17 protein-coding genes are annotated in these 22,915 nt (G+C 72.8%); 8 read left to right on the top strand and 9 right to left on the bottom strand.

Annotation, left to right across the window (positions count from 1 at the left end):
- Positions 1–8: 8 nt before the first annotated feature.
- Together ACFFRH_RS38960 and ACFFRH_RS38955 are read right to left on the bottom strand one after the other, a co-directional pair.
- Positions 9–1,139 (bottom strand): alkaline phosphatase family protein, encoded by a 1,131-nt coding sequence (locus ACFFRH_RS38960; protein WP_344747907.1) that lies wholly within the window; start codon positions 1,137–1,139, stop codon positions 9–11.
- Positions 1,136–1,726, bottom strand: a complete 591-nt coding sequence (locus ACFFRH_RS38955) for a DUF5998 family protein (RefSeq protein WP_344747908.1) — start codon at positions 1,724–1,726, stop codon at positions 1,136–1,138. The genes ACFFRH_RS38960 and ACFFRH_RS38955 overlap by 4 nt, the downstream gene beginning before the upstream one ends.
- 596 nt (positions 1,727–2,322) lie before the next feature.
- On the opposite strand from ACFFRH_RS38955, the gene ACFFRH_RS38950 reads away from it, so the two are divergent.
- Positions 2,323–2,841 (top strand): hypothetical protein, encoded by a 519-nt coding sequence (locus ACFFRH_RS38950; RefSeq protein ID WP_386162550.1) that lies wholly within the window; start codon positions 2,323–2,325, stop codon positions 2,839–2,841.
- 224 nt (positions 2,842–3,065) lie between these two features.
- On the opposite strand, the gene ACFFRH_RS38945 is transcribed toward ACFFRH_RS38950, so the two are convergent.
- Positions 3,066–5,684, bottom strand: coding sequence for a bifunctional acetate--CoA ligase family protein/GNAT family N-acetyltransferase (locus ACFFRH_RS38945; protein WP_344747910.1), 2,619 nt, complete (start codon positions 5,682–5,684; stop codon positions 3,066–3,068).
- Between the two features lie 211 nt (positions 5,685–5,895).
- On the opposite strand from ACFFRH_RS38945, the gene ACFFRH_RS38940 reads away from it, so the two are divergent.
- Positions 5,896–6,789 carry a carbohydrate kinase family protein gene (locus ACFFRH_RS38940; protein ID WP_344747912.1) on the top strand — a complete coding sequence of 298 codons (894 nt, stop codon included), beginning with the start codon at positions 5,896–5,898 and terminating at the stop codon, positions 6,787–6,789.
- A 94-nt stretch (positions 6,790–6,883) separates the two neighbouring features.
- Entirely contained in the window at positions 6,884–9,754 is a 2,871-nt protein-coding gene (locus tag ACFFRH_RS38935) for an ABC transporter substrate-binding protein (protein WP_386162546.1), read from the top strand.
- Between the two features lie 222 nt (positions 9,755–9,976).
- Here the strand turns inward: ACFFRH_RS38935 and ACFFRH_RS38930 are convergent, their stop codons facing one another.
- Positions 9,977–12,046 (bottom strand): RecQ family ATP-dependent DNA helicase, encoded by a 2,070-nt coding sequence (locus ACFFRH_RS38930; RefSeq protein ID WP_344747933.1) that lies wholly within the window; start codon positions 12,044–12,046, stop codon positions 9,977–9,979.
- Positions 12,047–12,398: 352 nt separating this feature from the next.
- Here ACFFRH_RS38930 and ACFFRH_RS38925 point away from each other — a divergent pair, with 352 nt between their 5' ends.
- Positions 12,399–13,040: a GNAT family N-acetyltransferase gene (locus tag ACFFRH_RS38925; protein WP_344747914.1), complete on the top strand. Its 642-nt coding sequence runs from the start codon at positions 12,399–12,401 to the stop codon at positions 13,038–13,040.
- Between the two features lie 216 nt (positions 13,041–13,256).
- Entirely contained in the window at positions 13,257–15,752 is a 2,496-nt protein-coding gene (locus ACFFRH_RS38920; protein WP_344747915.1) for a DNA gyrase/topoisomerase IV subunit A, read from the top strand.
- 244 nt (positions 15,753–15,996) lie between these two features.
- Here the strand turns inward: ACFFRH_RS38920 and ACFFRH_RS38915 are convergent, their stop codons facing one another.
- Entirely contained in the window at positions 15,997–16,362 is a 366-nt protein-coding gene (locus ACFFRH_RS38915; protein WP_344747917.1) for a VOC family protein, read from the bottom strand.
- A 156-nt stretch (positions 16,363–16,518) separates the two neighbouring features.
- Positions 16,519–16,836, bottom strand: a complete 318-nt coding sequence (locus tag ACFFRH_RS38910) for a hypothetical protein (RefSeq protein WP_344747918.1) — start codon at positions 16,834–16,836, stop codon at positions 16,519–16,521.
- Positions 16,837–17,002: 166 nt separating this feature from the next.
- Between ACFFRH_RS38910 and ACFFRH_RS38905 the strand changes: the two genes are divergently transcribed.
- Positions 17,003–17,497: a beta-class carbonic anhydrase gene (locus tag ACFFRH_RS38905; RefSeq protein WP_344747919.1), complete on the top strand. Its 495-nt coding sequence runs from the start codon at positions 17,003–17,005 to the stop codon at positions 17,495–17,497.
- A gap of 226 nt (positions 17,498–17,723) precedes the next feature.
- Here the strand turns inward: ACFFRH_RS38905 and ACFFRH_RS38900 are convergent, their stop codons facing one another.
- On the bottom strand, positions 17,724–19,796 hold the full coding sequence (locus ACFFRH_RS38900; RefSeq protein WP_344747920.1) for a DNA gyrase/topoisomerase IV subunit B: 2,073 nt from the start codon (positions 19,794–19,796) through the stop codon (positions 17,724–17,726).
- A gap of 240 nt (positions 19,797–20,036) precedes the next feature.
- On the opposite strand from ACFFRH_RS38900, the gene ACFFRH_RS38895 reads away from it, so the two are divergent.
- The gene (locus ACFFRH_RS38895; protein WP_030920243.1) at positions 20,037–20,267 is read left to right on the top strand and encodes a DUF7455 domain-containing protein; all 231 of its coding nucleotides are present in this window, start codon (positions 20,037–20,039) and stop codon (positions 20,265–20,267) included.
- Between the two features lie 17 nt (positions 20,268–20,284).
- Here the strand turns inward: ACFFRH_RS38895 and ACFFRH_RS38890 are convergent, their stop codons facing one another.
- Entirely contained in the window at positions 20,285–21,019 is a 735-nt protein-coding gene (locus tag ACFFRH_RS38890) for a GNAT family N-acetyltransferase (RefSeq protein WP_344747921.1), read from the bottom strand.
- Positions 21,020–21,065: 46 nt separating this feature from the next.
- On the opposite strand from ACFFRH_RS38890, the gene ACFFRH_RS38885 reads away from it, so the two are divergent.
- The gene (locus tag ACFFRH_RS38885) at positions 21,066–21,806 is read left to right on the top strand and encodes a YaaA family protein (RefSeq protein WP_344747922.1); all 741 of its coding nucleotides are present in this window, start codon (positions 21,066–21,068) and stop codon (positions 21,804–21,806) included.
- A gap of 136 nt (positions 21,807–21,942) precedes the next feature.
- Here the strand turns inward: ACFFRH_RS38885 and ACFFRH_RS38880 are convergent, their stop codons facing one another.
- Positions 21,943–22,863 (bottom strand): hypothetical protein, encoded by a 921-nt coding sequence (locus tag ACFFRH_RS38880; RefSeq protein WP_344747923.1) that lies wholly within the window; start codon positions 22,861–22,863, stop codon positions 21,943–21,945.
- Positions 22,864–22,915 lie beyond the last annotated feature (52 nt).

Here is a 22,915-nt window from a genome sequence, read left to right as displayed (position 1 = left end):
GGGGGATGTCAACGGGTGCTGACCTCTAGAAGGGGGACGTGCTGCTCGGCGGGGGTGAGCGAGCCGTGGCAGCCGAGGAACCCCGCCTCGTGCGGCTCGGCGACCGAGGCGACGAGGGCGCAGTCGGTGTACGGCACCGCGAGGACGTCGCCGATCCTGGGCAGCCACTCCGGGCGGATCTCCGGCCCGAACCAGCCGGACTCGACCGCCTCCTCCCGGGAGACCACCCACGCCTTTCCGGCGAGGACCTCGCGCCAGGTGTCGAGGACCGCCGCCGAGGCGCCGGGGGCGGTGTAGAGGTGACGGGCCCTGGCCTCCCCGCCGAGCAGGGTGACGCCCTCGCGCAGCGCGGGGAGGGTGTCGATGTCGACGCGGTCGGCGACGTTGATCATGCCGTGGTCGGCGGTGACGTACATCGCCGAGTTCGGGGGGAGCGTCTCCGCCAGCCGCTCGGCCATCCGGTCGACCAGGGCGAGCTGGTCGAGCCAGGCCGGGGAGCCCCAGCCGGTGAGGTGGCCGGTGGAGTCGAGGTCGCCGTAGTAGACCGAGACATGGGCCCGGGGTTCGGCGGCCAGCGCGTGGCGGACCCCCTCGATCCGGTCGTCGACCTCGTCGGCGCCGACGAAACGCACGCCCCGGTAGACGGCCCGGTTGAAACCGGTGGTCTCGAACTTGGCCGGGCCGACGTAGCTGACCGGGACCCCGGCCGCCACCGCGCGCTCGTAGACGGTCGGGGTGGGCTGCCACTCGCCGGGCTCGACGAGGGGGCCCGGGGCGGTCCAGCGCAGGCAGTTGAGCAGGTATCCGGCGCCGGGCACGGCGAGCTGGTAGCCGAGCATGCCGTGCCCGCCCGGCGGGACGCCGGTGCCGAGGGTGCCCAGGCTGGTCACGGTCGTGGCGGGGAAGCCCGCGGTGAGCACCCCGCCGGACACCCCGCCGGGCAGGGAGGACAGGAACGGCGCGACGCCGGGGTGGGCGCGAAGCAGCTCGGCGCCCATGCCGTCGACGAGGAACAGCAGGACCCGCCCGGCCGGGGCGAGGTCCAGCGGGTTGTCGCCGTCCGCCCCGACCGCGGCGAGCAGCGAGGAGGACAGGTCCGCGAGCGAGGCCGTCCCGTACGCGGGGACCAGGGGGTTCACGAGGCGGTGCGGGCGGTGGCCTCCGACAGCGCCTTGGCGAAGGCCAGCACGTGGGAGACGGCCTCCGGCCCGTCGGCCGCCTCGCTCACCCGCAGGGAGAGGTCGTCGGCCGTGATGGCGCCGGTGTATCCGTGGTCGGCGTCGCAGTTCTCGTCGCCGCAGGTGGCCGGCTCCAGGTCGACGTGGGAGATGGCTCCCCAGCCGATGGTGAGCGTGACCTCCGTGGGCGGCACTCCCGGCACGTAGGAGGCGGGGTCGGGGACGACCCGGGTGACCGCGACCGACTGGATCCGGCTGAGGCGCACGGCCTCGGTGGTCGTGGAGGCGTGGGACGCCGACACCCCCTCCACCGGGGGGTGCTCGTCGGTGTGGCAGACGAGCAGCCGGGTGGGGGAGAGCACCAGCACGGTGACGTGCCTGCGCACCTCCATGGCCGGGTCGAAGGTGGCCTCGTGGTGCACGACGTAGGCGCCCACCTGCTCCTTGCCGAGCGCGGAATCGACCGCGTCGGCGACCAGGTCGGGATAGTAGCCACTGCGGTCGATGGCGTCGCGCAGGCCGGCGGACGAGAGTCGGGTTTCCCTCATGGGTCCATCCTGCCCTGTCCGGGGCAGCGCTTTCACCGGGAGCACGTGAGCTTCGGCCGACGGTGCAAATCGTGATGCGGCCCGCCACCGGCTTCTTCCGGCCGGGAAGGCGTCATCGGGGGTGCTCCTGGGGCCGCCGGGAGCCCGTCCGGCCCGCGGTTTTACCCTCCGCCCGGTTTGGCGTGATCGCATCGGGGTTACCGGGAGCAGTAGCGGTGGCGTGCGCGTGCCGTCCCGGGCAGCGGTAACGGGCGATTCTCCGTATTCCCCGCCTCGTTTGACATATCCGGGAATGCTTCTCGCCGTGCCGGAAAACCGTGCCGGGAACGGTGAATCCCTACCGAAATCGGGGGCGAGGGAATATGGCCGGTGACGGCGCGGATTCAGCGGGACGGGGCAAGGTGAGCAGGGTGACGCGACCGGCCCCAGTGAAGCGAGGCGGGGTGACGCGACCGGATTCAGTGGAGCAGGGCGGGATGGTACGACCGGACTCGGTGAAGCAGGGCGGGACAGCGCGGCCGGACTCGCCACGACGGGTCCGGCCCGCGTGGCGGACCGGGCTCTCGCGCCTCGCGGCGGCCGTTCCGGTGACCGTCGTGACGGCCGCCATGACGACCGCGACGGCGACCGCGATGGGCCCGCCCACCCTGGGGGCGGACCTCCCCCGCGACCTGATCCTCACCACGGTTCACGACGGCCCGTTCGAGGCGGGCGGCGTCGGCACGTTCTCCGTCGACGTCACCGCGGCCCCCGGCTTCGCCGGGATCACCGGTCCGACCGAGGTCACCTATCTCTTCCCCTCCGGCCTGACCCCGGTGAGCGCCTCGGGCGCGGGCTGGAGGTGCCGGATCGCGGCCGGGACCGTCGGCTGCGACACGCGGGAGCCGGCCGCCCCCGGGTTCCAGCTTCCCCGGATCACGGTCGGCGTGGCCGTGTCGCGGAACGCCTCGGGGACGCTGACCGCGTCCGGCAGGGCCGTCCACGCCGACCGGGCCGTCCAGGACCGCACGGGCAGGGCCGCCCCCGGCGCGGAGGGCGCGATGGAGACCGGTCCCGCGCCCGCCACCGTCGCCAGCTCGGTCCAGATCGTCCCCGCGACCCCGCGACCGGGCTAGGAGGTCCCGTCCGGACCGTCGATCGGGCCGGGAAGGGATCCTCGCGCCCGGAATGTACCGGAATGTAAGGGGCGCCGACGAGCGCGACGTCCCGGCGGCGTCGGCTCCCGCCCCCGGGACACGTGCGGGCGGGCCGTCGCCTTCGGGAGGGCGGGCGCGTCCCGGCCGGGAGACGAGGGCTCGACCCGCGCCCGCCGCGTACCCGGCCTCCCAGGCCGGCGCGCCTAGCCGAGGCGCCGGGGACCGCCGTCGGGGCGCGGGCCCTCGTGGCTGCGGAGCACGGCACGGGCGCCCAGCACGATCACCCCGGACTCCCCCACCAGCACCGGGTCGAGGGTGAGCCGCGCCACCTCGGGGAGGTCGTCCGCCAGCCGCCCGAGCCGGATCAGCAGGTCCTCCAGGGCCTCGACGGCGACCGGCGGGTAGCCGTACTCGCCGAGGAGAAGGGGCGCGGCCCTGGGCGACCTCACCAGCGCCGCGGCGTCCTCGCGGGTCAGCGGGGCGAGCCGGTACGCCTCGTCGCGCAGCAGCCGGGCGGTGATCTCGCCCAGCCCGAAGGAGACCACCGCGCCGAAGGCCGGGTCGTCCATCACCCCGGCCACGGTCGGCACCGCGGGCTGCGGGGCCATCCGCTGCACCGCGAGCACCGCCTCCGGTTCGAGCTGGCGCGTCAGGTCGGCGTAGGCGTCGCGCACCCCGTCGGGGCCGGACAGCCCAAGGCGCACGGTCCCGGCGCGCATGGCCGCCTCGGGGCCCGCCGCCTTCAGCACGACCGGCCAGCCGAGCCTCGACGCCGCCTCGACGGCCTCCTCGGGCGACTCCACCGTCTCCGCCGGCCAGACCTCCACCCCGTAGCGGGCGAGCAACTCCGAGGCGTCGATCTCGGCCGGGGCGTCTCCGAGCGTCGCGAGCACGAGGTCGCGCGCGGCGCCGGTGTCGACGCCCTCGATCTCCTCGGGCAGTCCCGCGGGCCGCTCCAGCCAGCGCGCGTGCCGCACGACGTGGGCGAGCGCGCGGACCGCCTCCTCGGGCGCCGCGTACGAGGGGATGGAGCCCCGGCCGGGCACGGCGCCGACCCGCAGCTCGTCGAGCATGCCGATCCTGCCCTCGAAGGTGGCCAGCACCGGCTTGCCGCAGTCGCGGGAGGCGCGCAGCAGCTCGGAGGCGACCTTCGCGCCGTCGCCGGGGATGGGCGGCATATAGATCGCGACCACGGCGTCCACGTCCGGGATCACCGAGGTCAGGGCCTCGCCGAACTCCTCCGGACAGGCCCGCGCGCCGAGGTTGACCGGTGGCCGGGGCTCCAGGCCCACCCGTACGCAGGCGTCGGCCGCGAGGAGCGCCATCGCGTCGGAGTTGCTGACCAGGCCGACCCTGGAGCCGGCGGGCAGCGGCTGGTAGGCCAGCAGCTGCGCCACGTCGAACTGCTGGATCAGGTCGTCGACCCTGATCACCCCCGCCTGCTCGAACAGCGCGCTGAGCGCGGTGTCGGGCAGGCCGAGCACGGGCGCGGCGTGGCCGGTGGGCACGTCCTGGGTGGTGCCGCCGCTCTTGACGACCACGATCGGCTTGCGGCGCGAGATGCGCCGCGCGAGGCGGGCGAACTTGCGGGGGTTTCCCAGCGACTCCAGGTAGAGCAGGATCACGTCGGTCCGCGGGTCCTCCTCCCAGTACTGCAGCAGGTCGTTGCCCGACACGTCGGCGCGGTTGCCCGCCGAGACGAACGAGGAGATTCCCATGCCGCGCTGGGCCACCCGCTGCAGCAGCGCGGTGCCCAGGGCGCCCGACTGGCTGAAGAAGCCGACCCGGCCGAGCTCCGGGAGGGTCGCGGCGAGGGTGGCGTTCAACCTGACCGCGGGGTCGGTGTTGGCGATGCCGAGGCAGTTGGGGCCGACGACCCGCAGGCCGTACGCGCGGGCGATGCGTGCCAGCTCGTCCTGTCTGGCCCGGCCCTCGGGGCCGGTCTCGCCGAACCCGGAGGAGACCACGATCAGCCCGCGCACGCCCTTCTCCGCGCACTCCTTGACCACCTCGATCACCCCGTCGGCGGGTACGGCGAGCACGGCGAGGTCGACCTCGCCGTCGATGGCCGTCACGCTCGGGTAGGCGCGTACCCCCGCGAGGGCGCGCGCCTCGCGGTGCACGGGGTAGACAGGGCCGGCGAAGTCGGCGCCGAGCAGGTTGCGCAGCACGGTCTGGCCGATGCCGCCCGGCTCGCGGCCCGCTCCCACGACCGCCACCGAACCAGGTGAGAGCAGCCGTTCGATGGAGCGGGACTCGGCGCGGTGCTCGCGGGAGGCGGTCACCTCCTGGGCGGTCTCGGTCGGGGTGAGGTCGAGGGTCATCCTGACCACGCCGTCGGCGAAGCGGCTCTGCGCGGTGTAGCCGACCTGCTTGAGCACCGCCATCATCTTCTGGTTGGCGGGCAGCACGTCGGCGACGAAGCGGGCGATGCCCTTCTCCCTGGCGGTGGCGGCCAGGTGTTCGAGGAGCACCGAGGCGACCCCCCGGCCCTGGTGGGCGTCCTCGACGAGGAAGGCGACCTCGGCCTCACCGGGCTCGATCCGGTCGTAGCGGATGACCGCCACCATCTCGGTGCCGATCGTGGCGATCAGCGCCACGCGACTCTCGTAGTCGACGTTGGTGAACCAGGTGATCTCCCGCTCCGACAGCCGCGGCCGGGGACCGAAGAAACGGAAGTAGATCGACTCGTCGGACAGCCGGCCGTAGAAGGAACGCAACCGGTCGGCGTCGGCGGGCCGAATCGGGCGTACGTGGGCGGTGCCGCCGTCCGACAGAACGACGTCCGCCTCCCAGTGAGCGGGATACTGAGCAGCCTCCACAGTCCCGAGAGTAGACGCGAATCTCGTCTGACAGACCACCCGGACGGATTCACGCAACGCTTGTGCATCGACTGCGGTCCGGTGTCCGGTCAAGACCCCATACGCTGGCCGGAAGCTGTTAAGTTTTTCGCGGTTAGAGGCACGACCAGAGGTATGGCTTGAAGCATGTCTAGAGGCACGTCGGCATCGAAGGCAGCAAGGTGGTGACATCATGACGCGGGTGGTCGTGGTGGGCGATCTCATGACCGACGCGGTCGCGCGGGCTCGCTACCCGCTGGCCAGGGCCAGCGACACACCGGCGATCGTCACCATGCACGGCGGTGGTTCGGGTGCCAACATCGCCTCCTGGCTCGCCGTCGAGGGCACCGAGGTCGCCTTCATCGGACGACGCGGCGCCGACATCACGGGCCGTAACCGCGACATGGAGCTGATGGGCTACGGCGTCGACGCCCGCCTCGTCATGGACCCCGAGCGCCCGACCGGCACCTGCGTCGTGCTCGTCACCCACAAGGGCGAGCGCACCATGCTGTCCGACCCCGGCGCGAACGCGGCCCTGTCGCCCGAGGACCTGCCCCGCGACCTGTTCGCCCAGGGCGGGCACCTGCACCTGTCCGGCTACACCCTGATCAACGAGGGTTCCCGCGACGCCGGCATGGCCGCCCTGGAGATGGCCCGCCGCTCGGGGATGTCCGTCTCGGTCGACTGCTCCTCCTCCGCGCCCCTGGAGCGCACCGGCGCCGAGCCCTTCCTGGAGTGGACGCAGAGCGCCAAGCTGCTGTTCGCCAACGCCGACCAGGCCAAGGTCCTCACCGGCCGCGACGACCCCGCCGCCGCGGCCAAGGTCCTCACCGCCTGGTTCCCCCAGGTCGTCGTGAAGCTCCGCGACGAGGGCGCGCTCTGGTACGCCAACAACCGCCCCGACCCGATCAAGGTCCCCGCCGAGCCCGTGGAGCGCGTGGTCGACGGCACCGGTGCCGGTGACGCCTTCACCGCCGGGTTCCTGCCCGCCTGGCTCGGCGGCAAGCCCCCGGCCGAGGCCCTCGCCTCCGGCTGCCACCTCGCCTCCCGGGCCATCTCGCACCTGGGCGCCCGCCCCCGTCTCTGACCCGCCCGCGAGGGGCGTTTCCGGATTTTCCGCTCCAGCCGGGGATCCAATACTGTGGCCGGACCATGTTCGCGGCGACCCCCTGGAGTGACGCATGCCGGAGCCCCGCCCTCTGCGGCCGGGTGACCCGGAGTGGATCGGCCCGCACCGGCTGGTCGGGTTCATCGGCGAGGGCGGCCAGGGCGTGGTCTATCTGGCGCGCACGCCCGAGGGAGAACGCGTCGCGCTCAAGGTGCTGCACGCCAGGCTCTCCGACGACGCGCACGCCAAGCGGCGCTTCCAGCGGGAGGCCGACGCCGCCCGGCGGGTCGCCCCGTTCTGTACCGCCCGGGTGCTGCGGGCCGACGTCACCGGCGACCGGCCGTACATCCTGAGCGAGTACGTCGACGGCGAGTCACTGCAGCAGGTGGTGACCAGGGAGGGCCCGCGCGAGGAGTACGCGCTGGTCAGGCTGGCCGTCGCCACCGCCACCGCGCTGGCCGCGATCCACCGCGCCGGGATCGTGCACCGCGACCTCAAGCCCAGCAACGTCCTGCTCGGGCCCGACGGCCCCCGCGTCATCGACTTCGGCATCGCCAGGGCCCTCGACGCCGCGTACAGCCTGACCACGGACCTGGTCGGCACGCCCGCCTACATGGCGCCCGAGCAGTTCCACGAGCAGGAGGTCGGACCGGCGGGCGACGTGTTCGCCTGGGCCGGGACCATGGTGTTCGCGGCGACCGGGCGACCGCCGTTCGGGCTGGGCAACCTGGCCGTGGTGATGCGCCGCATCCTCGTCGCCGAACCGGACCTGTCCGGCGTGCCGGAGTCGCTGCGACCGCTGCTGGAGGCGGCCCTCACCAAGGATCCCCGCTCCCGGCCCGGCTCGTCCGACGTGCTGGACATGCTGCTGGGCGCGGCCGGGGGTCCCGCGCCGGCCGCCGGACCGTTCCCTCCCCCCGCGCCGGGGTCGGCCGCCGATGACCTGACACCGGCACCGGCTCCCCCGCCACCCCGCGCGCCGGGGTCCGCCGCCGCGTTCCCGGCACCGGCTCCCCTGCCCGGCCGCGCACCGGTCCCGGCCCGCTCCTCCCTCCCGTCCCCCGCTCCGTCTCGGGAATCGTCTCCCACGACGCCTTCCACCGGGTTCTCCTCGCCGTCACCCGCCCGGCTCGGCCGACTCGACCGGTTCGCCCGGCTCGCCGGTACGGCGGGACGCCGCCGGATCCTCACCGTCGTCTCGGTCCTGGTGGCCGCGTGCGTGCTGGGTGTCGCCACCTGGCTGGTCCTGCCGTCCGGCGCGCCGGCCGCCGTCCCGCGGTCGGCGCCGAAGCCCACGACGAAGCCCGCGCCGACCGGCTTCGACGCGGCCTCGGCCTCGGTCGTCAACCCCTCGGCGCGCAGGGGCGGGACGATGCGGTTCGGCGCGGGCTTCGTCGCCGACTCCTTCGACCCGGGCAACACCTACTACCCGTCGCTGTGGAACGTCGCGCGGCTCTACGGACGCTCGCTCACGATGTACCGGCCCGCTCCCGGCGCCGGGGGCCGGGAACTCGTGGGCGACCTCGCGGAGGGCCTCGGCGTGCCCAGCGACGGGGGCAGGACGTGGACGTACCGGCTCAGGGCGGGCCTGAAGTACGAGGACGGCACGCCGATCGTCGCCGCGGACGTCAAGCACGCCGTGCTCCGCGCGATCGGCAAGGACACGCTCAGCCGGGGCCCGTACCACTTCGAGGAGCTGCTGAACCTGCCCTCGGGCTATCGGGGCTACTTCGCGTCGCCGAAGGCCGACACCGACGGCGCGATCCGGACCCCGGACGACCGGACCGTCGTGTTCCACCTCAGGAAGCCCCACGGGGCGTTCGACCACGTCGCCCAGGTCCCCCAGACCATGCCGGTCCCCGAGGCGAAGGACACCGGCGCGGCGTACGAGAAGCACGTGCTCTCCTCGGGTCCCTACGAGTTCGAGAGCGCGGAGCGGGGCAAGCGGCTCGTCCTGGTCCGCAACCCCCACTGGTCGGCGGCGACCGACCCGAACCGCCGGGCGCTGCCCGACCGCTACGAGATCACCTTCGACATGGACCAGGACGCCGTCGACAAGGGCCTCGTCTCCGGCGACCTCGACCTGGACCTCGACTCGGGCGCGAGCGCGAACCTGCCCGAGCGGATCGCGGCCGACCCCGCGCTCAGGGCGCGGGCCGACGCGCCCACGATCGGCTGGCTGCGGTACGTCGCGATCAACCCGCAGGTGCTGCCCTTCGACAACGTGGCCTGCCGCAGGGCCGTGTTCGCCGCGGCGGACCGGGAGGCCCTGCGCGACGCCTACGGCCGCGGCCTGCGCGCGGGCACGATCGCCACCGGGCTGCTCCCCCCGACCATCTCCGGGCACCGCCCGCTGAACCTGTACCAGACCGGCAAGGGCGACGTGGCCGGGGCTCGCGGGCAGCTGGCCGCGTGCGGGCGGCCCGGCGGCTTCGCGGCCACGATCATCTTCCGGGCCGCACAGCCCGCCGAACGGAAGGCCGCCGAGGCCCTGAAGACGGCCCTGGGACGCGTCGGGATCCGGCTCACGCTCAGGGGCCTGTCCCAGGCCGACCACACGGCCCAGCACGGCGGCAGCCCTTCGTACCTGCGAAAGGAGAAGATCGGCCTCTCCGTCCGGGCCTGGACCGCCGACTGGCCGGAGGGCGCCAGCTACCTGCCGTATCTGGCCGACAGCCGGGAGATCCTGGAGGACGGCCTGTCGTTCAACGTGAGCGTGCGCCTGCCCGAGGTCGACTACCTCATCGACCAGGCCGGCGCCGAGCTCGACCCCGGCCGGCGCGAGGAGCTGTGGGCGCGGGTCGACCGCGCGGTCATGGAGCAGGCCGTCGTGCTGCCCGTCCAGTGGGACACCCGCGTCCTGCTCCGCGGCGAGCGCCTGACGAACGTGCACGTCAGCCACGCCTTCTCCGACTACGACTACGTCGACCTCGGCCTTTCCTGAGGGACGCCTCTTCCCGGGGCCGCACCTTCCCGGGAGCCGCGCCCTCCCGGGGACCGCGTCTCCTCCTGAGGGTCACGCCCTCCCGGAGGCCGCACCTTCCCAGAGGCAGCACCTTCCGGGAGGCCACGCCCGTCCGGAGACCGTGCCCTCCCGGGGCCCGCCGTCTCGTCCCGGTCGTACTCCTCCCGGCCGGGCTCCCCCGGCCAGGCTCCCGGCCGTTTTCTAGCTCGTGACCGCGAGGGCGAGGGGCAGCACGGCGGGGGCCCCGGCGTGACGGAGCATCGCGGCTCCCAGCGTCATCGTCCAGCCGGTGTCGACCAGGTCGTCGACGAGCAGGACCGGGCCTCCGGCCCCGGCGACGGCCGGGCCCAGGGCGGCGGGCATGGCGAGGGTGCCCCTGATCGCCTGGACGCGCTGCGCGCTGTTGAACTGCCGTCCCGGCGGGCCCGACCGGTAGCCGAGGTCGCCCAGGTAGGACAGGCGCCCCACCTGGGCCAGCCGCTCGGCCAGGCTGCGGACGAGCTGGGGACGGCTGCCCGAGGGCACCGCGACGACGCCGACCGGGCGCTGGGCCCACTCCCAGGACGACAGCACCTTGATCACGGCGGCGAAGACGTCGTCGGGAACCGGCCCGTCGGGGGCGCCGTCGGCGAGGAGCCCGCGCAGGCGGTTTCCCCAGCCGATGTCGGTGAGCCTGCCCAGCACCCTTCCGGGCTCGGCGCCCAGCTCCGGCTTGATCCGGCCCTTGAGGTCGGCCAGCCCGGTCGGCCACTGCTTGCGGGCCTCGACGTCCACCCCGGGCCGCTGCAGCCGGTCGGCGGCCGACCGTACGGCCCGCTCGTCCACCTCGGGCGAGCGGTGGACGCCGGTGCAGTTGTCGCAGCGCCCGCAGGGGGAGGCGGTGTCGTCGTCGAGGCGGCGGCGCAGGAACTCCTCGCGGCAGCCGGTGGTGTCGAGGTATTCGAGCATGGCCCGCTGCTCGGCCTCGCGCTCGGCGGCGACCCTGGCGTAGCGCGGGGCGTCGTACGCCCACGGCTCGCCGGTGGCCTCCCAGCCGCCCTTGACCCGGTGCACCGCGCCGTCGACGTCGAGGACCTTCAGCATGGTCTCCAGACGGCTCCGGCTGAGGTCCACCCGGTTCTCCAGGGCGGCCGTGGACATCACGCCGCCCTCCTCCAGCGCGGCGAGCACGGCGCGCACGACGGGCTCGGGCGGGAAGGCCAGCGAGGCGAAGTAGGCCCAGATGTCGCGGTCCTCCGCGCCGGGCAGCAGGATCACCTCGGCCCGCTCGACCCCTCGGCCCGCGCGGCCGACCTGCTGGTAGTAGGCGACCGGGGACTGGGGGGCGCCGACGTGCACCACGAAGCCGAGGTCGGGCTTGTCGTATCCCATGCCGAGCGCGGAGGTCGCGACCAACGCCTTGATCTTGTTGTCGAGCAGCGCCTGCTCGGCGGCGAGCCGCTCGGCCTGCTCGGTCTGCCCGGAGTAGGCGATCACCTCGTGGCCCTGCTCGCGCAGGTAGGCGGCGATCTCCTGGGCGGCGGCCACGGTGAGCGTGTAGACGATGCCGGAACCGGGGAGCTCGTGCAGCGTCTGGGCGAGCCAGGCCAGCCGCTGCTCGGCGCCGCGCAGGCGCACGACCCCGAGGTGGAGGCTGTCGCGCTCCAGCGCGCCGCGCAGCACGAGCGTCTCCTCGCCCATCTGCTCGGCGACGTCGCGGGTGACCCTGGCGTTGGCCGTCGCGGTGGTCGCGAGGATCGGCACGCCCTCGGTGAGCTCCTCGAACATCGTGCGCAGCCGCCGGTAGTCGGGGCGGAAGTCGTGGCCCCAGTCGGAGATGCAGTGGGCCTCGTCGACCACGATCAGGCCCGCGCTCTCGGCGAGCTCGGGCAGCACGTGGTCGCGGAAGTCGGGGTTGTTGAGCCGCTCGGGGCTGACGAGCAGCACGTCGACCTCGCCCTCGGCGACCTGGTTGTAGACCTGCTCCCACTCCTCGGGGTTGGCCGAGTTGACGGTGACCGCGGTGATCCCGGCGCGCTCGGCGGCGGCGATCTGGTTGCGCATCAGGGCCAGCAGCGGCGACACGATCACGGTCGGCCCCTCGCCCAGCTCGCGCAGGAGCGCGGTGGCGATGAAGTAAACGGCCGACTTGCCCCAGCCGGTGCGCTGCACCACGAGCACCCGGCGCCGGTCCATGACCAGTGCCTTGATGGCCGCCCACTGGTCCTCGCGCAACCGGGCGTGCTCCCCGGCGAGCGCCCGCAGCCGCTCCTCGGCCTCTTCGCGCAGCATCAGCTCTTCGCTCACCCGGTCATTGGTACCAGGTCTCGCCGACTGTTTTTCCCCGGTACGGCATACACGGGCGGCACATGCCGTGCCCGAGGGGGATGCGGGGCCCGGCGCACGCCCTACCGGACGGGAGGCCGGGGGAGTGATCGGCGGGCTTCCGCGCGTCCGGCGGGGCGCCGCGCGGGCGGCGCCGAGAGGCCGCCGGGAGGCCGCGGAGGGGCTGCTGGGAGCCCCTCCGGGTGGCCGCTGTGAGGCCGCTGGGAGGCCGCGGCCCGTTCCGGCGGCGCCACCGGACCCCGCGGCGCCGGGAGCTGCGGACCTGACGGGCTCCGAGCCGTGATTTGATGCATCCACTATGGACGTCACCACCTGGTACCTCGAACAGACCTCACGCTCGGACCTGCTGCCCGCCAAGCCCCCGTCGGTCGAGGTCGACGTCGTGCGCGCCGAGCTGCCCTCGCCCGAGTTCAGCCGGTTCCTCACCACGGCCGTCGGCGGAGACTGGCACTGGACCAACAAGCTGCCGTGGACCTGGGACGAGTGGGCCGACTGGCTGGCCGGCGGCGTGGAGACCTGGGTGGCCTACCACCGCGGCACCCCCGCGGGCTTCGTCGAGCTCGACCCCCAGGACGGCGGGGCCGTCGAGATCACCTCCTTCGGTCTCCTGGCGTGGGCGATCGGCAGGGGCATCGGCGGTCACCTGCTGGAGATCGGCGCCGCCAGGGCCTGGGACCTGGCCGAGCGGCAGCCGGAGCGGGAGCCGACCCGGCGGGTGTGGCTGCACACCTGCTCCCTCGACAGCCCGGTGGCGCTCGCCAACTACCGGGCGCGCGGCTTCAGGGTCTACGACACCAAGGTGAACGCGCCGGGCGACGAGTACGAGGGCGAGACCCCCGGCCCCTGGCCGGGAGCGGGCCCCCGGACCCGCGCTCTCCCCGGGGCCCCTGCCGTCCCGGGCACCCCGGCCGTCCCCGGCGCCTCGCCGGAACGGCCCTAGCACCCCCGGGCAGGCCGGGGAAGGCCCGGAAGTGTCGGATGGGCTGGGTATGGTATCGAGTCTCGGTATGATGCCCGGTCGCCCCCGTCACCGGTCTCCCGCCGGACATTCCGGCCAAGGCTCCCCCGGGGGCCCGCGCCAACGGTTGGACCACGAAGACAGAAGGAGGATGCGCCTCCCCCGGCCTGACGGCCGGGCGCGCGCGCAGGAAATCAGATGGCTCGACGGACGACCACACCCCCGACCGACGAGGGCTTCGAGGAGCGGATCGTCGACATCGACGTTTCCACCGAGATGCGCACCAGCTTCCTCGAATACGCATATTCGGTGATCTACCAGCGTGCGCTGCCGGACGCCAGGGACGGCCTGAAGCCGGTCCAGCGCCGCATCCTCTACTCGATGAGCGAGATGGGCCTGCGGCCCGACCGGGGCCACGTCAAGTCGTCGCGCGTCGTCGGCGACGTGATGGGCAAGCTCCACCCGCACGGCGACACCGCCATCTACGACGCGCTGGTCCGCATGGCCCAGCCGTTCTCGATGCGCCTGCCGCTCATCGACGGACACGGCAACTTCGGCTCCCCCGACGACCTGCCCGCCGCGATGCGCTACACCGAGGCCCGGCTGGCCTCGGCGGCGATGGCCGTGGTCCAGTCGATCGACGAGGACACGGTCGACTTCAAGCCCAACTACGACGGCCAGGAGACCGAGCCCACGGTCATGCCGTCGGCCTTCCCCAACCTGCTCGTCAACGGTGCCACCGGCATCGCGGTCGGGATGGCCACCAACATGGCGCCGCACAACCTCGTCGAGGTCGTCGCCGCCGCCCGCCATCTGATCAAGAAGCCCGACGCGACGCTCGACGACCTGATGCGGTTCGTCCCCGGCCCCGACCTGCCCACCGGCGGCACGATCATCGGCCTCGACGGCATCCGCGACGCGTACGCCAAGGGCCGGGGCACCTTCCGGATGCGCGCCAAGTGCGCCGTCGAGCAGGTCAGCCCCCGCCGCAAGGGCATCGTCGTCACCGAGCTGCCCTTCAACGTCGGCCCCGAGCGCGTGGTCACCAAGATCCGAGAGCTGGTGACCGCGAAGAAGCTCCAGGGCATCTCCGACCTCAAGGACCTCAGCGACCGGCACAAGGGCCTGAGCCTGGTCATCGAGATCAAGAACGGCTTCATCCCCGAGGCCGTGCTGGAGGAGCTCTACCGGCTCACGCCGATGGAGGAGACCTTCGGCATCAACAACGTCGCCCTGGTCGACGGCGAGCCGCGCACGCTGGGCCTGCGCGAGCTGCTCCAGGTCTACGTCGACCACCGCATCGACGTGGTCCGCCGCCGCTCGCTGTACCGCAGGCGCAGGCGCGAGGAGCGGCTGCACCTCGTCGAGGGCCTCGTCGTCGCCCTGCTCAACATCGACGAGGTCATCCAGGTCATCCGTTCCTCCGACAACTCCGCCCAGGCCCGCGAGCGCCTGACGGAGATCTTCGAGCTGTCGGAGATCCAGGCCAACTACATCCTCGACACCCCGCTGCGCCGCCTGACCCGCTACGACAAGCTGGAGCTCGACCGCGAGAGCCAGACCCTGCGCGACGAGATCGCCGAGCTGACCGCGATCCTGTCCTCCGACGACAGGCTCCGCAAGGTCGTCTCCGACGAGCTCGCCCAGGTCTCCAAGACCTTCGGCACCCCGCGCCGCACGGTGCTGCTGGAGTCCTCGGGGGTGGCGAGAAACGTCTCGGTCCCCCTGGAGGTGGCCGACGACCCCTGCCTGGTGCTGTTCTCCTCCACCGGCCTGCTGGCCCGCACCTACGACGCCTCGCCGCTGGCCGGTGACGGCGACCGCTCGTCCCACGACGTGCTGGTCTCCGCCGTGCGGAGCACGGTCAGGGGCGAGGTGGGCGTGGTCACCAACCAGGGCCGGATGATCCGGGTCCAGGTCGTCGACCTGCCCACGCTGCCCCGCTCGGCCAACCCGCCGTCGCTGTCCGGCGGCCACCCGGTCACCGAGTACGTCACCTTCAACCCGGGTGAGACGGTCGTCGGCATCGGCTCGCTCGATCCCAACGGGCCCGGCCTGGCGCTGGGCACGGCGCAGGGGGTGGTCAAGCGGGTCGTCCCCGACTACCCGGCCAACCGCGACGACTTCGAGGTGATCACCCTCAAGGACGGCGACACGGTGGTGGGCGCGGTGGAGCTGGAGAGCGAGGAGCACGATCTCGTCTTCATCACCTCCGAGGCCCAGCTGCTGCGCTACCCCGCCTCCGTCGTCCGCCCGCAGGGCCGTCCCGCGGGCGGCATGGCCGGGGTGCGGCTGGACGGCGACGCGGTGGTGATCTGGTTCGGCGCGGTCGATCCGGCCCGCGAGTCGCAGGTCGTGACCATCGCCGGTTCCTCGACGGCACTGCCCGGCACCCAGATCGGCGGCGCCAAGATCTCCGACTTCGCCGAATACCCGCCGAAGGGCCGGGGCACCGGCGGGGTCCGCGTCCAGCGGTTCCTCAAGGGCGAGGACGTCCTGCTGCTCGCCTGGGCGGGTCCCGGCCCGGCCCGCGCGGTCTCGGCCGTCGGAAAGCCCGTCCCCCTGCCCGAGGAGCTGGGCCGCCGTGACGGCTCCGGCGTACGGCTCACCCACACCGTGTCGGCCGTGGGCGGCGCCCTCGGCGCCGGGAGCGGCGAGGAGGCCTCGGCGGCGGCTCCCGCCCCCGAGGAGTGACGCTCATGCGCGACAGGGCCCCGGGGTCCCGCCACGACGGCGGGATCCCGGGGCCCTGTGTCGCGATCCCCGCGAGGCTCTGAGATCGCGCGAGGCGTCCGGCCGGCACGAAGGTCCTGACGTCACGCGGGCATCCGGCCGACGTGAGGCCCGGGAACCACACGGGACGCCCCGGCCTACGCCCAGCCCCGGGAACGCCTGGGACACCCGACCGGCCAGGAGGCCCTGAGATCACCCAGGAGGGTCAGTCGGCGCACAGGCAGAACGGGTGCCCGGCGGGGTCCAGAAAGACCCGGAAACCCTCTTTCTCGCCCGGCTGGTACGGGTGTTTGGACGCGCCCAGCGCGAGCGCCTCCTTCTCTGCCTCGTCGAGGTTCTCGACCGTCAGATCGAGGTGGAACTGCTGGGGCCGCTCGCCGGTGGGCCACTCCGGTGGCCGGTGGTCGGGAACCAGCTGGAAGCAGAGCCGTCCGGGCCTGCCCCCGGTGACCACCACCCAGTCGTCCTCGACGCTGGCGACCTTCCAGCCCAGGAGCGCGCTGTAGAAGTCGGCCAGTCGCCTGGGGTCTGGACAGTCGAGGACGATCGACCTCAGCTGCGCGATTCCCATGCTTCCTCCCAAACTCGGCACCGACAAAGATCCTACGGCGGTGTCACCGGGAGCCTCAACGGCTGCCGCGCCGATCGGCCCGGGGCACGCGGGACGCTCCCGGCCCGGGTTCGCCTCTCCCTGGTTTCCCCGGCGGGCGGGCCGAAACCCGGGACCTCAGGTGAGCGCGCCCTGGAGCGCGAACCTGATCGCCATCAGCAGTTGCCAGGGCTCCCCCGACTCCCAGAAGCGGACGACCCTGGCGACCCGGTCCGTCGGCTCGAACTCACCGGTCCCCTCGGGGCCGAAACACCCCGCCTCCGCGAGAACGGCCACGAACGGGTCGTCGTCCTTGAGCGACCGCGTGTAGACCGCCGCGTCGAGCAGGGCCAGCGCCGAGCGCGCGTTGCGCCCCCCGTCCCTGACCTCGACCCGGTCCAGCTTCCGCCTGCCCTGGTCGCGAAGATAGTCGGCCAGCGATTCGGTCCTGCTCATCAGCCTCTCCACACTTCCGGACGTTGGGTGACGACATCATGACCCAGAGCGAGCGGCGGTGGCGGGATCTTGGTGAACTCCTCACCCGGTGCGCCCCCGGCAACGCTCCGGAAACGGGCATGAAGCATCATTAGTCCGTTGATCGCACCGACCGAGGGATGCGCACGTGAGTGCTTTTGACGACCTGCTGACCGCCAACGAGAAGTTCTCCGCCACGTTCACCAACGCGGGACTGACCGGCAGGGCCGCCTGCGGCCTCGCCCTGGTCACCTGCATGGATTCACGGATCGACCCGCTGGGGCTCTTCGGCCTCAAGCCGGGCGACGCCAAGATCCTCCGCAACGCCGGTGCCCGGGTCACCGACGACGTCCTGCGTACGCTCGTCCTGGCGGTCAACCTGCTGGGAGTGGAGCGGGTGCTGGTCATGCCGCACACCGACTGCGGCATGACCAAGGTGACCGACGAGGAGGTGCACGCGATCGCCGCCCGGCGCGGCGTCGACACCCGCAGCCTGGACTTCCACACCGTCCCCGACCAGGACGCGGCGCTCCGCCACGATCTCGTACGGATCAGGACGAGCCCGTTCCTGCCCGCCGGCATGCCGGTCGGCGGGGCCATCTACGACGTGCGCACCGGCAAGCTGATGCCGGTCGAGATCTGAACCTCGTGATCCGGCTCTCGTGACCCGGTCCCGGCCGGGGCACGAGAGCCGGATCACGCGTCCGCGAACGGCCGTGTTCGCCGGCGTCCGGAGGCGCCGGGCACGGCACCGAACACGGCGGGCGCCCCGGGGGCGCACTCGCCCGGCGGCACCGGCCGTCAGGTGCCCCGGGGCTCGCCGTCAGCCGTCCGCGCCGGGGAGGATCACCCGGCGGGGACGGGCACGGTCACGCGTCGATGTGGTCGCGGTCGATCTCGGCCGCGCTGCTCACGATGAACTCCCGGCGCGGGGCCACGTCGCTGCCCATCAGGAGGGCGAAGATGCGCTCGGCCTCCTCGATGTCCTCGATGCGGACCCTGCGCAGGGTGCGGTGCCGGGGCTCCATGGTCGTCTCGGCCAGCTGGTCGGCGTCCATCTCGCCCAGGCCCTTGTAACGCTGGATCGGGTCCTTCCAGCGCTTGCCCCGGCGCTCCAGGTCGCGCAGCACCCGCTGCAGCTCGGCGTCGGAGTAGCAGTAGACGTACTTGCCGTGACCGCGCGTGGGGTTGATGACCTCGATGCGGTGCAGCGGCGGCACGGCGGCGAAGACGCGCCCGGCCTCGACCATCGGCTTCATGTAGCGGTGGAAGAGGGTGAGCAGCAGGCAGCGGATGTGCGCCCCGTCGACGTCGGCGTCGGCCATCAGGATGACCTTGCCGTAGCGGGCGGCCTCGATGTCGAAGGAGCGGCCGGAACCCGCGCCGATGACCTGGATGATCGCGGCGCACTCGGCGTTCTTGAGCATGTCGGCGACGGACGCCTTCTGCACGTTCAGGATCTTGCCCCGGATCGGCAGCAACGCCTGGAACTCCGAGTTTCGGGCCGCGCGGGCGGTGCCCAGCGCCGAGTCGCCCTCGACGATGAACAGCTCGCTGCGGTCGACCTCGTCGCTGCGGCAGTCGACCAGCTTGGCGGGGAGCGCCGAGTTCTCCAGGGCGGTCTTGCGGCGCTGGTTGTCGCGGTGCTCCCGGGCGGCGATCCGGGCCTTGGCCGCCGCGACGATCTTCTCCAGGACCGCGCGGAGCTGCGCCTTGGCGTTGCGCGACGGGTTGGCGAGCAGCTCCTTGAGCTCTCGCGAGACGACGTGGGCGACGATCCTGGAGGCCGCGGAGGTGCCCAGGACCTCCTTGGTCTGGCCCTCGAACTGCGGCTCGGGCACCCGGACGGTCACCACGGCGGTGAGGCCCTCCATGATGTCCTCGCGGGTCACGGGGGCGTCGCCGTTCTTGAGCAGGCGGGTCTCGCGCAGCTGCTCGTTCAGGGTGCGGACGAGGGCGCGCTCGAAGCCGTTGACGTGGGTGCCGCCCTTGGGGGTGGCGATCACGTTGACGAAGGAGCGGACGGTGCTGTCGTAGCCCTTGCCCCAGCGCACCGCTACGTCGACGGTGAGCTCCCGCTGGACCTCGGTCGGGGTCATGTGCCCCAGGTCGTCGAGGACCGGCACGGTCTCGTGGAAGTGGCCGACGCCCTGCAGGCGCAGCACCTCGCAGACGGCCTCGTCGCGGGCGAGGAACTCGGTGAACTCCGAGATGCCGCCGTCGAAGTGGAACTCCTCCTCGACGGCCTCCTCGCCACGGCTGTCGCGCACGGCCAGGGTGAGGCCGGGGACCAGGAACGCGGTCTGGCGGAGGCGGACGTGGATCTCGTCGAGGGAGACCTCGGCCTCGGGGAGGAAGATCTGGTGGTCGACCCAGAAGCGCACGCGGGTGCCGGTGACGTTCTTCGCGACGCTGCCGCCGTCGCGCAGCCCGGACTTCTTCTTGAACTTGGCCTTGGGGCCGTCGCCGTCGAAGACTCCGGGGACGCCCCTGCGGAAGCTGATCTCGTGGACCCGGCCGTCGCGGTCGACCTCGACGTCCAGCCGCGAGGACAGGGCGTTGACGACGGAGGCGCCGACGCCGTGCAGGCCGCCCGAGGCGCCGTAGGAGCCGCCGCCGAACTTCCCGCCCGCGTGGAGCTTGGTGTAGACGAGCTCCACGCCCGCCAGGCCGCTCTTGGGCTCGACGTCGACCGGGATGCCCCGCCCGTCGTCGCGGACCTCGATGGAGCCGTCGGGGTGAAGCTCGACCTCGATGCGGCTGCAGTAACCGGCCAGGGCCTCGTCGACCCCGTTGTCCACGATCTCCCAGAGGCAGTGCATGAGACCGCGGCTGTCGGTCGACCCGATGTACATGCCTGGACGCTTGCGGACGGCTTCGAGACCCTCCAGCACCGACAGGTGGCGGGCCGTATAGCCCGTCTCCGCGCTAACTGCGGTCACGCCCACTCCCACTCTGTCGAACACGTGTGCGCAGCTTACCGTTCTTCCCACCACGACGAGTACAAGCTTGCCATCCGGGGGGCTCAGGTGTTACATCCGGCGTGATCATCGTTACTTTCGGACACTTTCCGCTCTGGGCGTAGCAGGGGGTCGGTTGGGAACGTTCGTATCGGGTTAGATGTTCTCTCAAGTGACTGACGCCAGATCCTCCACCTCAGGGGATGACCTGAAAGGCGATACGTGACTGGAACCCTCGCCCCCGCCAAGCAGCTCACAGCTGCTGACCGCTGTGACCGGTGCGGCGCCCAGGCTTACATCCGCGCGACCCTGCCCGTAGGTGGGGAGCTGCTGTTCTGCGCCCACCACGGGCGGCAGCACGTGGCTGTGCTGAGAGACAAGGGCGCCAACATCCAGGACGAGTCCGCTCGTCTCAGCGACGCCCCGGCCACGGCAGGCAACGACGAACGATAACCAGACGAATGGAGCCATCATCGGACCCGATAGTGATATCGGCCCGCCACTGTGAAGCCCTGCCGCTCGTAGAGCGCCCTGGCCGCGGTGTTCGACTCCACCACGACTAAATATGCCCACTGTGTGCCCTGCGCCCGCGCATGCGAGAGCAGGGCACGCAACATATTCCGTCCATGACCCCGGCGCCGCGCGTGCGGCGGCACGGCCATGGAGTAGATCCCGAACCACTCCCCCTGGACCACGCCCCGTCCCACGGCCTCCCGGCCGAGCGAGGCGTATACGGCGGGCACGCCGGTGAGGATACGCGCGGCCGTCGCCAGACCGTCGTCACCGAACCTCCCGTCCACGCTCCACCAGGTGTCCAACCACGCCTGTGAGGGCGCCTCAGCGAGCTCGACCTTCTCTCCTGGCTCCCCAGGCCCTTCACGCTCACCGGGCTCCTCCGGCGCGAGAGGCGCCGTCATGATCAGTGTGGGGTCCACCACCCGGTAACCGCGCGCCCGCAGCGCCGCGTCCAGGCCGGGCGTGGCACCGCCTCCCACCGAGAAGACGCAGGGCAGCCCCCGGTCGGCGTAGAACTTCTCGGCTCTCTCGATGCCCGTCCGAAGATCCTCCGGCTCGCCCAGCGGCAGCACGGAGTTGGCCCGCTTGGTCACCCCGTCCGCGGCGCGCAGCGTCCAGCCCCCGGCGTCCACCCGCTGGAGCGCCGGCCAGGCCTGGTCGACCAGCCGGTCGAAGACCTCATCGATCATGCTGAAGGATCCTAACTCCCCGATCGTCCCACTACGCTCGGCGACTGTGCTGATTCTGCTGCCTCCGTCCGAGGGAAAGGCCGCGCGGGGCGACGGCCCGGCCGTCGACCTGCCCGGACTGAGTTTTCCCGCCCTCGGCCCGCCCAGGGAGATCGTCCTGGACGCGCTCACCGCGCTGTGCCGGGATCCCTCCGCGCGGGACACGCTCGGCCTGTCGCCGGGGCAGGCCGGCGAGATCGGCAGGAACCTGATCCTGCGGACCGCGCCGACGCTGGCCGCGGCCGACCTGTACACCGGCGTGCTCTACGACAACCTCGGCCTCGCCTCGCTCTCCCCCGGGGCCGCGGCGCGGGCCTCGGAGAGCCTGCTGATCTTCTCCGGCCTGTGGGGCCTGCTGCGGATCGGCGACCGCGTGCCGCCGTACCGGCTGTCGATGGGGGTGCGGCTGCCGCCGCTCGGCGGCCTGGGCGCCTTCTGGCGCCGGTCGGTCACACCGCTGCTCGACGCCGAACCCGGCCTGGTCGTGGACCTGCGCTCCAGCACGTACGCGGCGGCGTGGCAACCGGGCGGCCGGGCGGTGGCGGTACGGGTGTTCAGGGACGGGAAGGTGGTGAGCCACATGGCCAAGGCCACCCGCGGGGTGATCGCCCGCTCCCTGCTGGAGGGGGGCGTCGATCCGGGGAGCCCGGAGGAGCTCGCCAAGGTCCTGGATCATCTGGGCCACTCCGTCACCCTCGGGGCGCCGCCCACGGGAAGACGCCCGTGGACGCTCGACGTCATGGTGTGATCCTCCGCGTGTTCCCCTCCCCCAGGTCCCGGAGGTCCCGGAGGTCCCGCAGGTCCCGGAGGTCTCACGGATCCCGCGGACGCGCCGGGTAAGGGACGTGGCGTGTCCCCGGCGCGCCGGAGGACCACGGCCGGGTTCACGCCGCGACGAGGTGGAGCCGCCCGCAGGCCCGCTGGAACTGCTGGGCGGGATCACCGAGATAGGACCACGGCAACCGGCTCACCCTGCCTCCCGTCCGCACCAGGTGCCCCCGCGCGGGCCGCCGCAGGTCGGCGAGGTAGAAGGCGGCCCCGAACAGGTTGTGCGCCTCGACGGACCGAGGATGGGTGTCCCGGCCCAGCCAGCGGCCCGAGTGCGAGACGACCTCGCGCAGCGCCTCGTCGGAGAACCAGCCGCCGCGCGACATCGGCGACCGCTCGGCGGCCACCCGCTCGAAGTGGGCCAACGGGACCAGGGACGCCATCGGGTCGCCGTCCGGCGCCCGCGAGACGGCCTGCCTGGCGAACTCCAGCATCTCCTGGGCACTGCCGCCCCAGGCGGGGGACAACGTCATGAGCCGGGCCACGTGGGCCGGGAACAGCGTCGGATAACGGCGAACGGCCTCGTACCAGACCGCGTCCTTCTCCTGACGCGGCCGGTCGAGGCCGAGATAGAGCCACATGATCGATTCCCAGGGCACCGGATCGGACGGCGCGAGCGACGCCGCGGTGAACAGCGGCATCCTGGCCGACTCCATCGCCCCCTGGAACGCCTGCACGCGCTGCGCCTGCACGGCCCGCGCCTTGACGTCCGGCTTGATCGTCCAGGCTTCCTCGATGCGGGTGCGCCCGAGCCAGAGCCAGATGTCGGGGTTGGCCCGGTCGCGGGCCGCCAGCGCCTCTATGGCACGGCTGTGGCCGACGGCCGCCTTGGCCAGCGCCTCGATCCTGAGCGCCCGGCTCTCCGGATCACCGCGGGCCGCGCCGATCGCGATCGGGCCGGCCTCGAACACGCTCCGGCGCACCGCGGCGACCGCCTCGTCGAGCATCGTGTCCGCCCACGGACGATCGACGATCACGCGCAGCCCTCGGGCGCGAATCCTGTCAGCTTCGGCCACACCCATGAGGCGG

The sequence above is a fragment of the Streptosporangium vulgare genome, assembly GCF_042428775.1.
GTDB classification, from domain to species: Bacteria; Actinomycetota; Actinomycetes; order Streptosporangiales; family Streptosporangiaceae; genus Streptosporangium; species Streptosporangium vulgare.
The sequence above is the reverse complement of the archived record's forward strand: the minus strand, read 5'-3'. Positions and strand labels throughout refer to the sequence as shown.